The 15,477-nt window shown below is 44.9% G+C and carries 13 protein-coding genes and 1 pseudogene; 7 read left to right on the top strand and 7 right to left on the bottom strand.

Annotated features, from left to right (window positions below):
* Positions 1-169: 169 nt before the first annotated feature.
* From MJO46_RS01830 to MJO46_RS01815, 4 genes and pseudogenes are all read left to right on the top strand, one after another.
* A complete protein-coding gene (locus MJO46_RS01830; protein ID WP_367880906.1) occupies positions 170-502 on the top strand; it encodes a cupin domain-containing protein in 333 nt (110 codons plus the stop codon).
* Positions 503-517: 15 nt separating this feature from the next.
* Entirely contained in the window at positions 518-1,645 is a 1,128-nt protein-coding gene (locus tag MJO46_RS01825) for an aldo/keto reductase (protein ID WP_253987850.1), read from the top strand.
* A gap of 92 nt (positions 1,646-1,737) precedes the next feature.
* The gene (locus MJO46_RS01820; RefSeq protein WP_253987849.1) at positions 1,738-2,589 is read left to right on the top strand and encodes an aldo/keto reductase; all 852 of its coding nucleotides are present in this window, start codon (positions 1,738-1,740) and stop codon (positions 2,587-2,589) included.
* Positions 2,590-2,889: 300 nt separating this feature from the next.
* Positions 2,890-3,112 (top strand): annotated as a pseudogene (locus MJO46_RS01815) (transposase); the annotation flags it as partial.
* A 359-nt stretch (positions 3,113-3,471) separates the two neighbouring features.
* Here MJO46_RS01815 and MJO46_RS01810 read toward each other — a convergent pair.
* The 4 genes from MJO46_RS01810 to MJO46_RS01795 all read right to left on the bottom strand — a co-directional run bounded on the left by MJO46_RS01810 (position 3,472) and on the right by MJO46_RS01795 (position 6,715).
* Positions 3,472-3,774: a hypothetical protein gene (locus tag MJO46_RS01810; RefSeq protein WP_253987848.1), complete on the bottom strand. Its 303-nt coding sequence runs from the start codon at positions 3,772-3,774 to the stop codon at positions 3,472-3,474.
* Between the two features lie 943 nt (positions 3,775-4,717).
* Positions 4,718-4,984, bottom strand: a complete 267-nt coding sequence (locus tag MJO46_RS01805) for a hypothetical protein (protein WP_253987847.1) — start codon at positions 4,982-4,984, stop codon at positions 4,718-4,720.
* A gap of 97 nt (positions 4,985-5,081) precedes the next feature.
* Positions 5,082-5,546 carry a hypothetical protein gene (locus MJO46_RS01800; RefSeq protein WP_253987846.1) on the bottom strand — a complete coding sequence of 155 codons (465 nt, stop codon included), beginning with the start codon at positions 5,544-5,546 and terminating at the stop codon, positions 5,082-5,084.
* A complete protein-coding gene (locus MJO46_RS01795) occupies positions 5,546-6,715 on the bottom strand; it encodes a PepSY domain-containing protein (protein WP_253987845.1) in 1,170 nt (389 codons plus the stop codon). The genes MJO46_RS01800 and MJO46_RS01795 overlap by 1 nt, the downstream gene beginning before the upstream one ends.
* Positions 6,716-6,956: 241 nt before the next feature.
* Here MJO46_RS01795 and MJO46_RS01790 point away from each other — a divergent pair, with 241 nt between their 5' ends.
* Positions 6,957-7,886: a hypothetical protein gene (locus MJO46_RS01790; RefSeq protein WP_253987844.1), complete on the top strand. Its 930-nt coding sequence runs from the start codon at positions 6,957-6,959 to the stop codon at positions 7,884-7,886.
* Here the strand turns inward: MJO46_RS01790 and MJO46_RS01785 are convergent.
* Both MJO46_RS01785 and MJO46_RS01780 read right to left on the bottom strand, forming a co-directional pair.
* On the bottom strand, positions 7,875-8,651 hold the full coding sequence (locus MJO46_RS01785; protein WP_253987843.1) for a CLCA_X family protein: 777 nt from the start codon (positions 8,649-8,651) through the stop codon (positions 7,875-7,877). The two genes, MJO46_RS01790 and MJO46_RS01785, sit on opposite strands and share 12 nt — an antisense overlap.
* Positions 8,652-8,775: 124 nt before the next feature.
* Positions 8,776-9,795, bottom strand: coding sequence for a sensor domain-containing diguanylate cyclase (locus tag MJO46_RS01780; RefSeq protein WP_253987842.1), 1,020 nt, complete (start codon positions 9,793-9,795; stop codon positions 8,776-8,778).
* Positions 9,796-10,234: 439 nt separating this feature from the next.
* On the opposite strand from MJO46_RS01780, the gene MJO46_RS01775 reads away from it, so the two are divergent.
* Positions 10,235-11,845: an ABC-F family ATPase gene (locus MJO46_RS01775; RefSeq protein ID WP_253987841.1), complete on the top strand. Its 1,611-nt coding sequence runs from the start codon at positions 10,235-10,237 to the stop codon at positions 11,843-11,845.
* A gap of 126 nt (positions 11,846-11,971) precedes the next feature.
* Here the strand turns inward: MJO46_RS01775 and MJO46_RS01770 are convergent, their stop codons facing one another.
* Positions 11,972-12,559 carry a hypothetical protein gene (locus MJO46_RS01770; protein ID WP_253987840.1) on the bottom strand — a complete coding sequence of 196 codons (588 nt, stop codon included), beginning with the start codon at positions 12,557-12,559 and terminating at the stop codon, positions 11,972-11,974.
* 203 nt (positions 12,560-12,762) lie between these two features.
* Here MJO46_RS01770 and MJO46_RS01765 point away from each other — a divergent pair, with 203 nt between their 5' ends.
* On the top strand, positions 12,763-15,474 hold the full coding sequence (locus tag MJO46_RS01765) for an acetate--CoA ligase family protein (RefSeq protein WP_253987839.1): 2,712 nt from the start codon (positions 12,763-12,765) through the stop codon (positions 15,472-15,474).
* Positions 15,475-15,477 lie beyond the last annotated feature (3 nt).

Here is a 15,477-nt window from a genome sequence, read left to right as displayed (position 1 = left end):
AACGATTATTCACTGCGAAGGTGAAAGTTATCGTCGTAAAACGGCCCTGAGTAAGGGCGATTAAAATTCGGTATCAACCGGCCAAGATAATTGTCGGAAAACCGGCCAAGATAATTGACGCTAGATAGTTATTTTAGGTGCTACAGATAAATTCAGCGGCAAAGTAGAAGTGACATCTCGTTTTACATCACCGGTTGCCTCACATTATAGCGGTGCCATGGTTGAGTTTGAGCCAAATGCCCGTACAGCTTGGCATACTCATCCCAACGGACAAACACTCATCATTATTTCGGGTAAAGGGTTGATACAGACAGAAGGCGCTGATGTGAAACAAATGCTTCCAGGTAATGTCATCACTATCCCACCTAATGCTCGGCATTGGCATGGTTCAACACCTGATTCATCAATGTCACATATCGCCATTTCTACACCAGAAAATGGTGAAACAGTCTCATGGATGGAACTTGTAAGTAGTGAACAGTCAGAGTCGATCAACCAATAGATTAGGAGTAAAAGTATGCAAAATCGTAGAGAGTTTCTTCTTACCGGAGCGGCTTTAGCTGCCTCGTCAATGGTGAGTTCTTCTGCCTTCGCTGGTTCAGCCATCAAAAGCAGTGATGTATCGATTGCTAATTTGCCTACACGTTTTCTTGGCAAGTTGCCTGTCTCTGCTATTGGGCTTGGTGTACAAAATATGAGCCGAAAGTACGATACGTCAGTACCATACCGACCAGAAATGATAAATGTTATCCGTTCTGCATTTGAACATGGTGTACGATTTTTCGATGCAGCAGAAGCCTACGGCCCTCTGGAAGTCGAGCGTATTCTAGGGGACGGGGTGGCACCATTTCGAGATGATATCGTGATTGCCACTAAGTTTGGTTGGAATATTGACCAAGAAACAGGTGCTCGCTTACCTGGCTTAAACAGCCGTCCTGAACACATTAAAACTGTGGTTGAAGGCATGCTTAGACGATTAAAAACCGATCGTATTGATTTGCTCTACCAACACCGAGTTGATCCGAATGTGCCGATTGAGGATGTTGCGGGTGCGGTGAAACGCCTGATGGATGAAGGTAAGGTGTTGCATTGGGGATTATCTGAAATGGGGTTACAAACATTGCGACGAGCTCACAAAGAACTGCCAGTGACAGCGGTCCAAAGCGAATATTCTATGTTATGGCGTGGGCCTGAGCAGTCAGTGCTACCAACCTGTGAAGAGTTAGGCATAGGATTTGTGCCCTGGAGTCCACTTGGGGTGCAGTTTCTTACTGGTTGGATAGATAGAAATACCCGCTTTGCACAGGGGGATTTTAGAAGTACAGAATCACGGTTTTCACCAGAAAATCTAGCCGATAACATGGCATTAGTGGAGTTGATTATGCATTGGGCACACCAAAAAAATGCCGCTCCGGCTCAAATTGCTTTGGCTTGGTTATTGGCGCAAAAAGAGTGGATTGTTCCTATTCCTGGCACGACCAGCAAAGATCATATGTTGCAGAATGTGGCAGCAACTACAGTTAAATTTAGTGTTCAAGAATTAGCTGAGCTTAATGACTCTGTTGCAAAGATAGAGATCAAAGGCAAACGTTTGCCTGATGTTGTTCAAGTTTTTTCTGATGTGGAAGCGCCACTAAAATCTTAATACGCAACAATTTTTGATGTTTTTGACACTGTTCATCGACAAAAATGAATTAACCATCGGTCAATATCACTGACCATATAAAGGATAAATCAATGAAAAAAGTTATCTTGAATAATGGAGTTGAAATGCCCATTTTAGGTTTTGGCGTATTTCAAATTGCTGATCCAAAGGAGTGTGAGCAGGCCGTTACCCATGCAATTGAAGCTGGATATCGTCATCTTGATACCGCAGCCTCTTACATGAATGAAACCTCTGTGGGTAATGCAATTAGAAAGAGTTCTGTACCACGTGAAGAGTTATTTATTACCACCAAGCTTTGGCTGCAAGATACCAATTATGAAGGTGCCAAAGCCCAATTTGCACGGTCCTTAGCACGTTTACAGCTTGATTATGTGGATCTCTATTTAATTCATCAGCCATACGGCGATGTTCACGGCGCTTGGCGAGCAATGGAAGAAATGCAAACAGAAGGAAAAATTCGCGCCATTGGGGTAAGTAACTTCACACCTGACCGTTTAGCCGATTTAATGGCATTCAATAAAATTGTACCCGCGGTTAACCAAATTGAAGTCAATCCTTTTAATCAGCAATTGCAGCCTGTGCCCTGGATGATATCTAAGGGTATTCAAGCGCAAGCTTGGGCACCTTTTGCCGAAGGTCGAAATAATCTGTTTAGTCATCCCTTATTGGATAATCTTGCTAGGGCACATGGAAAGACCATTGGACAAATCGTACTTCGTTGGGTTATCCAAAGAGGAATTGTCGCTCTTGCAAAAACAGTGACTAGAGAGAGAATGATAGAAAACCAAAATATATGGGATTTTGAGCTTTCAGAAAGAGATATGAATAATATCACGGCATTAGACACGGCGACGAGTGCATTCTTTTCTCACAGAGATCCGGCTATGGTTGAATGGTTATGCACACGTAAACTCGAAATTTAAATAGCCAATAAGTTTATACATCAGATTGTAAGTGCAGTATATCCATGATGACGTATTGTTTTCGCTGAAGTCAAAAATGATCGATTCTAATCGAAGTGATAGAGCTATTACTGCACGTTTTAGTTTCATATAAGATTAATCTGAGAATACCCAATTATACTACTCAATGCATTTTTGCCACAAATCGTGTTTCATACGTCGTTCTTACCAGAAGCAATCTTACAAATATCTATTAACTATATAATTTAACAGATTCATTATGTTAGATCAGTTTTGGCGAAAATTTCCAGAATCCCGGCGGCCCCTCTAATGGGAGTACTGAAAGGAATCAGTACCACAAGGCTCTTCAACAAATTCCCTCATGCTCGTAAAAGGCTATGGGGTAATTGTTTTGGGACCAGAGGTAATTTTTTTATAAAGTAGAGGTTTATGAAGAAATTATTAGGCGATATGTAAGACACTTGAATAAGTGGAACAATTATCGCTGCAGATGATCAAGGGACAAATCAAAGGTGCCCTCTAAGAAAACGACATCTTTACAACTTTGCAACATAACTTGCATTGCAAAATTATCTGCGTCTTCTAATAAAAATATTTGGCAGATAAAGAAATGGAAATAAAATAGTGTAAACAACAGCATATAATACACTATGTGTTTTTTGGGAAGCGTAATATTTACAATACCCCCAATAGCCTATCGTCGTAAAAGTAAACGAAACGGAGGCCGTCACAAGATAGTTGATCGATGAGATGACATCTGACTCTTGAATCGCAAGCCAGGCAAAACCTAGCATACAAGATGAGATGATCACACAAGGCAACCCATGGGCCCAAAACGCATTCAACGATGCTTTATCCATTAAAAAACCTCTCGATCAAAATTCATTCTTCTCTAACCATTGAAAAGCCGTGCTTAATCCCACTAAGAAACTCTCTTTCTATATGCTTTTCACTACCGGCTAATGAGGCAATAGCTATGCCTACCTCATTAGCCAAATCACATACCTCAATATCCTTTTTAGGAAGGTCATTTAAGGCTGTCATCAGCTTAGTAATAAACATTTCAACATCAACTCGATTTGATAGTGCGCCTTGTTCACGCAAGTAAGCATCAAGAACGGTAGGATCGGCGAGCGCAGCAGCTTTAACTTCTGCAAATGGAATTCCTTTAACTTTATTATTCACAATTCACCTCCTTAATTTTAAAACATTTTCAAAATGTTGAATTTGCTAGATAGCGGGCTCACAAGGAAGGAGTCGAGCACCAGAATAGAGCTAGTATATCCAAGAAAATAAGGTTGTCTGATTTATCAGGGGTGGCCTACTTTACACATTGAGACCCAGCATTCTGTTCCCAGTGATGGCTATTATACTTGGTAAAGTTAACCGCATGGTTGCTCAACCTATAAGAGCAATAAGTTTACCGGGTTAGTAGCAAATCACATTATTGTGTAACGAAATCAATTTGTTGCCTGTAGCACATGAAACTAAAGCCCTTGATTCGGTTTTGTTGAGTAAGAGCTATTCCTTGAACCCTTTGTATAAGATCACTCCGGATGCGATAACTAAACCGAGTGTCACGAACATAATTAAGATAGACCATAGTTGTAGCTCACTCATCATATACCTCAGCCATTTTATGTTCTTCCGCGATATTGATGTTAACAATCCTCCAATGAAGGAGCAACCTAAATACCGTTACTATAGTAAACCGCCAAGACACCCTAATCTAACTAAAAGGTATCTAGGAAATCAGTGGCTATAGACAGCTAAACCATGCCTTGCTAGTCTTTTAAACTAAAAAGTTAGATTGAGCATTGGGTTCATTTATTATTGTTTTTTGTAAAGAAAATCAAGTGATATTTTCTATGATTTCGAGTCAAAAAAGACTATCTATACAAAAATATAAAATATTTGTAATGAATTATAAGCATCTAAACTACCTATAGAGCCTGTTATAGCTAGGTACACACTCACTCACCCACCAAAGAGAATGCATTTTTAGTAAATATAAAACCATTTTAAAGAGAAGGTTTACCCAGAAGAAAAATTCATAGGTAAGATGTTAAAAGCTCAAGGGCTTACAGACTAGACACACCTAAGCTAAAAACCCTTAGCTATTCATACTTTAAGTTTTCGGACTACTTGATTTTTCCAGCAATAACTCAAGCAATTCTTCATATTTTGGTCCTTGACCAAACTGCGGCAATGCTACCGCAAAGACCACCAGCGCAAAGGCAATATAAATCGCGTAAGGGTAACTCCAAAATCCGGCCAGCAGCGTAAGCGTACCTAATATAAGCAAAATAATCACACCCATCCGCACCCGCTGCGCCATTTGCACTTTTTGTTTTGCGGCCGCGATTAACGCGAGTTCTGTTTCAGTAAATTCCATATCACATCCTATGCAGTAAAACCGACCTGATAAAAATAACCCTCAGGCACAGTTTGCACCTGAGGGCGGTTTTACTGCAAACAATTTGCTAGCGGTATTACTGAACTAATACCGCCTCGGGTACTGGCCACTGACTAACTAACCATTCGCCCTGCCAATTTTGAATCGACACCCACAAACTGTCCGTTGCCACTAACTTGGGGCCCGTAATCGCATGCACATGTTGGCCATGTTTGCTGCCATGTAATACCCCGTTTTCCCCTTGTTGCAGTCTCTCGAGCGGCAACGCCTCGGGGCCGATATTGGCATAAGCTTGACGGATATGGGCTATATCTCCTTGCTCAAAAATCAGCATAAAATCTTTAACATACTCATCGTGGTGCTTATAGGGCGCCTTTACATCTAAGGGCATAGGCGCAATTTTAAATTCACCTAACTGCTGGCTCGGCCATGCGGGTGGAAATGTCGGGTTGAGCGACTGATAGAGAAACACCACAGGTAAGATCAAAATCAATCCACTGAGCTTGTATTTATGCTTTAACCAAAATACCGATGATGCCATTAGCGAGCCTCTCCTATCATATCAGCAGCTAAGTCTTTGGTTTCAGATTGTTGAAAGGCACGTACATGGCGTAGTCCCCACATCATAAAACCAGTAATCGACATGCCAGATAAAACCAATCCAAAGAAAAACCACAGGAATTTAGTCCAAATTCCGCCTAAGGTGCCGTAATGCAGCGGATCGGCAATATGCATGAGGGTCTGCATACCCGTCATGGTTTCGGGTGATGACGCGCTGGCAATTTCCCCCGTCCATGGATTGATGCTAAGGCTATAGGAATATTGATCATAAAAAATATGATCGCCACTGCCACTCAAGTGATACATATCCCTATGATGCTCAGGCAACATCACATAGCTAGGTTGAAAATCGGGGAAGCGTGTCTTAGCAAGCTGAAGTGCATCGGCCAAGTTCACCTTACGTTCCGGCAGTTGTGTCTCGCCTTCCCTTTGCAGCGGGAGCTGCTCTTGTGCAATCAAGGGCGCATGGGGTTCGATATCAATATCGGCATGCCAAAAAACCGCTTGGACTAAGTACCATAATCCCGTCGCGCTCATAATAGCGATAAACCAGATGGACCAGACACCCGACAATTTATGCAAATCGGCGAGCAAGGTCTTTTTCCCCTGCGTGAGTCGCAGTTTGGGGGCAAAAAAACTGCGCCAGAAGCGTTTGTAAACCACTAATCCCGTCACGAGTGAGGCCAACATCAGTAACGACATCACACTCACTAGGTAATAACCTAGGCTATAGCCACCCTGCCAAGGGAATAGCAACCAACCGTGCAGGGAACGCATAAAACCGATAAAGGTTAAACCTTCATTGATCTGTTGGATCTCCCCCGTGTACTGATTCACATAGGCGATCGCATAGGGCTTATCGGTATCCGTAAAGGTAATCGCATTAACCAGATAGGGCTCAAAGGTCATCGCCCCCATCACCTGCGCATTGGGATAAGCCTTTTCCACCGCCAGCATTAATTCATCAACGGGCTTTGCGGGTAATTCGTCAGGATTAAGCGCGCGGGCGGCGGGATTGGTGAGCCAGGTTAACTCATGGCTTAATACGGCAACCGTGCCCGTTAAGCAGATAAAACTGAATAGTAACCAGATGGGCAATGAGACCCAACCGTGTAACATAAACCAAAATCGATTACTCACCTTCGCCATCTGTGCTTTTCCCAACACTTTTATAAACCACAGAGTGTAAATGTAATGCGAATTGTTATCAATACGATATGTTGGTAATTATTTTTAATTACAATACAGTTCACAAAAACAGTGATAGAAAATACCAGACAAGAAGACACCTTTAGCAACAAGGGGATATCTATTACAATAGAGCACCACGCACAGCCACCACTTTGTATGCCTAAGGTTGCTGCCTAAGCAATAGTATATTTGATAATTTATGCCAAAAATCAAACCGCATCAGTCCCATACACACATGCTTACCCACTTATCTAGGCCACAACCTAGGTTAGATCTGGCTGAACTTGCGGCACAAATTCACTTTGAGCAAGCCACTATCATAGGTAATGCATCCGGTGCTTGGCAGCCCGCGGCAGTAGGCACCACATTTGTTTTCAATGGGACTCAATATCAGCAAGCGCAGGCTAACTTAGCTCAAGCTGAGCTTAACGCTTCGAAACTCATCAATATTGCCAATGGTGGCTTTGCTGACTCCCAATATGCCTTTGTGGTACATGGCCATGAACAAGGCGCTTTACTCGCCAGAGCCTTAACCCAAGTGGCAACGGAACTGACCCCACAGCTTGGATGTTGGCCCTCCTCTGGGCTGACAACTATAGCCTTGTTGGTACAACTCGCCAATACAGTGACAGTACAGCGCATGTCCTTACTCCCAAGCCTTCAGAGAACGGCAGATCTTGCCACTGCTCAGCATTTGCCTTGTATGGTGCATAACTGGTTAGGGGAAAGAAGACTGGCAAAAGCACTGTTTTCACATCGATTAGCCTGGGATGAATTTGCCCTATTACCTGTAGAAATTGAGTCCTCCCACACCATTAGTAATGATAATCCCTTTCTTCTATTGGATGTCCTACGGCAAAACCCTGTGGATGCTAAAGCCAGTCTCCAACTCAGGCAGGAGCAGTTGAATGCTCTCATTGCCCTGTCGCAAACGCCCACCAGCACTTGGTTGTCTTATGCTCAAAGGGTCGACTTAACAGACTATGAAGCCTTATTTTTTAATCATATGCCGGAAACAAAACCAAGCTATTGGTTTTTAATGGATTATGATGCTTCACACTATTTAGATTTCATTCGGCATCAGCTAGCCTACTGCCAGCAAATCGCGGACTCGGTACTATTTCCCTAGCGCTATCCCTAAGGGTTCAAAGTAATTTATCAAGGCTGAAAAAATCGTCTTTCGATGATGCTCGTCGGGATAAGCCCCTTCCTTCGCCAAGGCAGAATATCGGGTGCCAGACACCAGATAGGGATTGGTAATATCCTGATAGGATTCAATACATGCCTCAAAGGCTCTGGCCATCATTTCGGTTGGCCGTGAAAAATACTGGGCCGCATAACGCTTATCTAACGCAATCGCTTGACGAACATAATCGCTGGGCTCTGAACTATCTTGGCTCAGCAGTGTTACCCTAAAAATCTCAGATAAACGCTGATTCAAAGGATGTTCAATCATCGACATATCGCCAAGCCAAAGATCACTGGCGCATTGAAAACGCTTCGCCTGAGGGAAAAAGGCTTTATCGGCGACATAATGATCAAATGCATGCCAAAACTCATGGGCTAAAGCCCCTGCCCCCGCATTCTTCGCCAAAGCCAGCTCTTTCGATGCGGGTGCATAATGGGCCTGCACGCCCTTTTGCCCACCATGACCAAAGGCAAGGCTTAAACTTTGGCGTAATCCTAAGGTTAACGGCGGCAGTTTTAGGATAAAAGCGAGATCAGCCAGTGAATCAAACACTAAATTAGCCGCAATGCGGGACTCTTCCCGCGTCACCCAGCGCCCCACGCGCACATGACTAAAGCCAAAGGTTTGTTTGATATCGAGAAATGTCACTTGCTCACCGAAGCGATAATCGGGCCCCTGGCGAGTATATTGCTGGTGGATTAACACTATATCCCTTCAATTAAGAGGCAAAGCGCAATGGAAATTAGCCCAGTATATTAAGCGAAAACTGTATTGAACAAAACGTAATCCATACCGCTATGGTCAACACTTAGGACCACTCCTCGGGCACTCATTCAATATCTTCCCAGCTCACCAGCCGATTTCGCCCAGTATTTTTGGCGTGGTACAACGCTTTATCCGCCTCAGCCACCAGCTTTTCCGCATCTGAGCGACACAGGCTTTCTCGATCCATTGGGGTATTTTGACTCCCAGTCGCCCTGTTGTTGGGCTCATACTCAGCACCTTCTTGTAATGACATAGGCATTAGTGCGCTTAACCCCGCCGAAAATTGATAATGAAAATCCGGCGCAATATGGGACAAATCCGATTCAGCCAGCTTTTGCATTAGACGCTCGATAACCGCTTTGGCCTCAGCAACCGTAATTTCGGGCAACAGGATCGCAAACTCTTCTCCTCCTAAACGGCCAAAAATATCGTAGGGACGAATATGAGCGACAACCAATGCTGTAAAGTGCTGTAACACACTATCACCCACTTGATGACCATAACGATCGTTGACCCGTTTGAAATAATCTATATCCAGCATTGCAAGGCAAAGAGGCTGTTTTAATTGCTTCAATCGTTTGATTTCATGCGCTAACTGCTGGAAAAAATGCCGCCGATTGGCAATACCCGTCAATTCATCGGTCAGTGCTAACCGTTTCAATTCAGTTTTTGCATCCCTTAAGGCAAACTCAACCTGTTTTAGTGGGGTGATATCGGTGCAGACAATCGTCATATGTCCATTGTGATACACCTGCTCCGACAGCTGTAGCCAACGGCCATCGACTAGGTCGACTTCAAAACGCCTAAAATTCACTTGCCGTTGATGCGTATGAATATGCTCAAGCCACTCTTCAACCGTATCTCGTTCAATATTTGGCCCTTGTTTACGGATAAAGGCTAACCGCATCATATCGTCAAAATGACGTCCAACCATATCTTGATCGTCAAAGCCAAACATCTGAGCAAAGGTATTGTTATAAAAGATAAAATGATTATTTTCATCCAACACTGCAAGGCCATTTTGGCTTAAGCGTAGCGCCTCGGTTAAAAATGGATAAATCGATTCAAGGGGTTCTTTTTTCATTCGCATACCTCCAACACCCATATAGGTTAGCAGTGTTCACCGTTAAATACCGCGACCGTTCACTCAATCACAACCGTCGTTCACCACTTGCCAAATGAGTCGCAAACTGAGTAATTATTCATATATATGCAAAAATAAAACTATAAACCCCGTAAAATTTTTAACGAAGATTAATTTTTTAGAATAATCATTCATATATCACAGTTCAATTTGATGAAAGAGTCAAAAAGCGCGCCTGCTGGAATATCCTGCAATATCGATAATAAGGAACCGTTATTTAGGCGTTTGTTTGCTCGCATCTTACGTGGTTAATCGCTATACTGCGCGGCCAAATTATCTTGGCCAAGACTTTGCTGATATCAGCATCATTGTTGCATGGCATTTGTAGCAACACTGCCGGTTAAGCCTTTTATTAAGACGTTACCCCTAGGACATACCCTTGATCTCTACCGCAAATATCACCATGCAATTCGGCCCCGAGCCATTATTTGAAAATATCTCGGCAAAATTTGGCAACGGCAACCGTTATGGTTTGATTGGCGCTAATGGCTGTGGCAAATCCACCTTTATGAAAATCTTAAGCGGGACACTCGCCCCCACCTCGGGCAACGTGTCCATCACCCCAGGATTAAAGGTCGGCACCCTAAGCCAAGATCAATTCGCCTTTGAACAATACACAGTTATCGATGCGGTGATCATGGGTGATGTGCAGCTGTGGAAAGTCAAACAAGAGCGTGATGCCATTTACGCCAAGCCAGACATGAGTGAAGAAGACGGCATGCGGGTTGGCGATCTTGAAAGCGAATTTGCCAAAATGGACGGTTACAGTGCAGAGAGCCGCGCAGGCGAAATCCTCATCGAAGCGGGCATTGAGGAATCCTTTCATTACGGTCCTATGTCCCAGGTGGCGCCGGGCTGGAAACTGCGGGTGTTATTAGCCCAGGCCCTGTTTGCTAATCCCGATATTTTGCTGCTCGACGAACCGACCAACAACTTGGATATTCATACCATTAGTTGGCTTGAAACTGAGCTGAATAAGCGCAAATGCACCATGATCATCATCTCCCACGATCGGCATTTCTTAAATGCCGTCTGTACACATATGGCGGATATCGATTACGGCGAGCTGCGCATTTACCCCGGCAACTACGAATACTTTTTAGCCCAATCCTCCCTACTGCGTGAACAGCTATTGGCGGGTAACGCTAAAAAGAGTGCCGAGATTGAAGAGTTGCAGGACTTTGTTAACCGCTTTGGCGCTAACGCCTCTAAGGCCAAGCAAGCCAGTTCGCGCGCCAAACGCATGGATAAAATTAAGCTAGATGAAGTGAAATCATCGAGCCGGATCACCCCATCCATTCGCTTTGCCGCGGGCAAAAAAATGCACCGCCAAGCCTTGATCCTTGAAAATCTTGGCCACGGTTTTGACGGTGAGTTGCTCTTCCAAGGCGGCGATTTAATCCTCGAAGCGGGCGCCAAACTGGCGATTATCGGCGAAAACGGCGTAGGTAAAACCACCCTATTACGCTGTTTAGTCAATGAATTCATCCACAATGAAGGCGTGATTAAGTGGTCCGAAAATGCCTCTATCGGTTATTGCCCACAGGACAGCACCTCAGATTTTGATAACGATCTCACCATCATGGAATGGATGGACCAATGGCGCCAACCTAAGCATAACGACCTAATGGTCCGCGCCATGCTTGGTCGCCTGCTGTTTACCGAAGATGACGCCAATAAAAAAGCCCGCAACTGTTCTGGCGGTGAGAAAAACCGTTTAATTTTCGGTAAGTTAATGATGCAAGACATCAACGTCATCATCATGGATGAACCCACCAACCATATGGATATGGAAGCCATTGAAGCCTTAAATAATGCACTCAAAGACTTTGAAGGCACCTTAATATTCGTCAGCCACGACCGTGAATTTGTTTCATCATTGGCAACGCGGATCATTGATATTAAAGATAAAAAATTGATTAACTTCCAAGGCACATTCGATGAATATCTTTCAAGCCAAGCTGACATTATGGCAAAACAGCGCGCTTAGTATCGCGCGACTCACTCATATCGATTAACGCTGGGTTATCACATTAAAAAGCCATCATTGGATAACCAATGATGGCTTTCTTATTAATACAGCCCGTTATCAACATTACCGAGCCATTTTCATAAACTATGGGCGGTAAATGAGCTTATTGATTTTTTTGACTAATCCCTCGCGATTTTTAGCCAGTTTAAAAACCGTTGGCAAATGTCGAATGGCGATTGGCTCAGACGCAAATACCGCGTCGCGATCTTTAGCCTGAATATAATCACGGATCTGCTGCATCATCAATTTATTAAATGCCCAAAGTAAATGGCCTTTAAATTCAATTGAATAAAATGCATCTTGTGGCCATTCAAGTTGATGTTTCTGTTTTGCCATACATTGATGACAACAAATAAGGCCAAGATCTGTGCCGTCCGTAAAAGCACTATTTGCTCTATGCTCCCAAGTCGAAGCACCTTGGTATTTTTCTGGCAATTTTTCCCGCCAAGACACGGCACCGAATAAGGGAGGAAAAAACAGCACGCCGGGCCATTTATGAGCAAATCTTTGGTTAAATTGTTTGATCTCAAACTGCCCGTTTTCAAATAAATGGGCATCTTTTTTTTCTATTTTTAAAACATGAGCATAGGTGAAAGTAGCACAACCATCACATAAGGGACAAACAACCTCAACCTCATCGGGTAAACTAAAAAACTCGTAAAATCCTGTCATTGATTACCACTGCCAAATGTATTAGAAACGGATTTGGATATCATCGACGCTGAGTTTATCAAACCTATTATCCACTCGGGTAACTTCATTCAGTAAAACCGACTCAATTCATCTTATAGTCTTAGTAGATACATAAACTTAGCTGTGCAGCCAGCAAACCCTAGGTTACACTGTCAGAGTCATTGATTGGGATGGGATCGCTTATGAGTCAACGTACGTTAAACTCCTTATTTAAACCGACTTCCGTTGCCATTATCGGCGCCTCGAACACCGACAAACGTGCAGGCAATGTGTTGATGAAAAACCTGCTCTCCAGCGGTTTTTCAGGGCCCATTATGCCTGTCACACCAAAATATCGCGCTGTGATGGGGGTGCTCGCCTATCCCAATATCGAAGCCCTGCCGATTAAACCGGATTTGGCCGTTATCTGTACCCGCGCCAGCCGAGTGCCCGCGATTGTTGAAACCTTGGCCCAGTTTGGTTGTAAGGTGGCCATTATTATGGCTTCTGGCATGGCGCAGGAATTTAATGAGGAGGGTGTGAGTCTGCTCGACCTTACCATGCAACATGCTAAGCGTTACGGCATGCGAATTTTAGGGCCAAACAGCCTAGGCATGTTACTGCCACCACTGGGATTAAATGCCAGCTTAGCCCATGCCAGCGCCCTGCCCGGCAAAATTGCCTTCGTGTCCCAATCGGCCGCCATTTGCACCACAGTGTTAGACTGGGCCAATAACAAAGGCATTGGGTTTTCATCTTTTATCTCCCTCGGTGACGCCACCGATATTAACTTCGACGAATTACTCGATTATCTTGGCCGCGACAGTCGCACCAGTGCCATCATGTTGTATATCGATTCAGTCAATGAAAAACGCCATTTTTTATCAGCCGCCCGCGCTGCCTCCCGCAATAAACCCATCCTCGTAATTAAATCGGGCCGCAGCCCCGAAGGAGCTCGAGCAGCTAAGTTGCATACGGGTGGCGTAGGTGGGAATGATGCCGTATATGAAGCCGCATTTCGCCGTGCGGGTATGCTGCGGGTGAACGACTTGATTGAACTCTTTGCCGCGGTGGAAAGCCTCGCCCATTCCAATCCCCTGCAAGGTGAACGATTGGGCATTATCAGCAATGGCGGTGGCCCTGCAGTACTCGCCGTAGATGAGCTGATCCTACGGGGTGGTAAGTTGGCGGAATTATCGGAAAACACCATAGCCCAACTGGACGCTGTGCTGCCCAATACCTGGTCAAGGCAAAATCCCGTCGATATTATCGGCGATGCCAATGCAACTCGTTATGCCAAAGCACTCACCATTTTAATGGACTGCGATGAGTTGGATGCGATTCTGGTGCTGCATTCCCCCTCAGCCTTAGGGGAAAGTGTGGAGATTGCCGATGCGCTGATAAAAGTCATCCATGCCCACCCCAAAAAGAATCGCCTTAATATTTTAACCAATTGGAGCGGCGAAGACTCAGCCTATCAGGCCCGCAAACGCTTTACTAAGGGTGGGATCTCCACCTACCGTACCCCAGAAGGGGCCGTTGGTGCCTTTATGCATATGGTTGAATATCGCCGTAACCAAAAGTTGCTGCAGGAAGTGCCGCAATCAATCCCCGATAATATTCCCACCGATAGCCTCACCGCCCGCAAATTACTGCAGGCGGCCCAGGCTAAAGGTAAATCAGTGCTGGAAACCCACGAAGCCAGCCCCATTTTGCGGGCCTACGGCCTTAATACTATAGACACTTGGTTTGTGAAAGATGCCGATGAAGCGGTCGCCATTGCCAACGAGGCGGGCTATCCCTTAGCGTTAAAAGTGCAATCGCCGAATATCTTACATAAATCCGATGTGCACGGGGTGATGCTCAATTTAACCTCGGCCGAAGATATCCGCCACGCTGCCAATGCGATTACTAAAAGGGTACATCAGGCCAATCCCGAAGCGATTATCGAGGGCATGATAGTACAAAAAATGGCCCTAACCGCAGGTGCACAGGAAATTCGCGTGGCCGTGATAAGCGACCCTGTCTTTGGGCCCGCCATTTGTTTAGGTGAAGGCGGCTCAGAATGGGACCCGACGAATGATGCCGCCGTTGCCCTGCCGCCGCTGAATATGGCGCTGGCCCGCTATATGGTGATCCAGGCATTAAAGACCCACAAACTCAAGGACCGACATTTACCGCTGGGCCTAGATATGAACGCCCTGTGCGTGATGCTCACGCAAATATCCCACATCATTATCGATTGTCCCGAAATCGCCTCCTTGGATTTAAACCCCGTACTGGCCGCGGGCGAGCACATCACCCTGCTCGATGTGAATATTCGGCTGCATGATGCCAACGCCGATAATTCATCGCGTCTGGCTATCATGCCCTATCCGAAGGAATTAGAAGAAATCGCCGAGCTCAAAAATGGCCTTAAGGTCATGCTGCGCCCCATTCTGCCCGAGGATGAACCTAAACATTTAGCCTTCGATAATTCACTCTCCGATGAAGACAGGTACAAACGCTATTTTGGGGTGCGCTCGAAAATGACCCATGAGGAAATGGCGGTATTAACCCAAATCGATTATGCCCGTGAGATGGCATTTATCGCCACAGCCAAAGGTCCTGATGGAGATGACATCACATTGGGCGCGGTGCGTGCATCCATCGATCCCGATAATACCGAGGCCGAATTTGCCATGGCGGTGCGTGGTGATCACCAAGGGATAGGTTTAGGTAAGCTATTGCTGGAAAAACTCATCAAATATTATCAAGCCAATGACACCCAAGTGCTCACTGGCTTTACCATGTTCGAGAACCGCAACATGGCCAGCCTCGCCAAGAGTTTAGGGTTCAAAGTGAGTTTCGATATGGAAGAGCATTTAATCAAAATGCATATGGACTTAAAGGAAAATCCGCCCAAAGAGGCTTAGCCG

The organism is Shewanella sp. KJ2020 (genome assembly GCF_024197625.1).
Taxonomy (GTDB): Bacteria; Pseudomonadota; Gammaproteobacteria; order Enterobacterales; family Shewanellaceae; genus Shewanella.
This window is presented reverse-complemented; position numbering and strand designations above follow the sequence as displayed.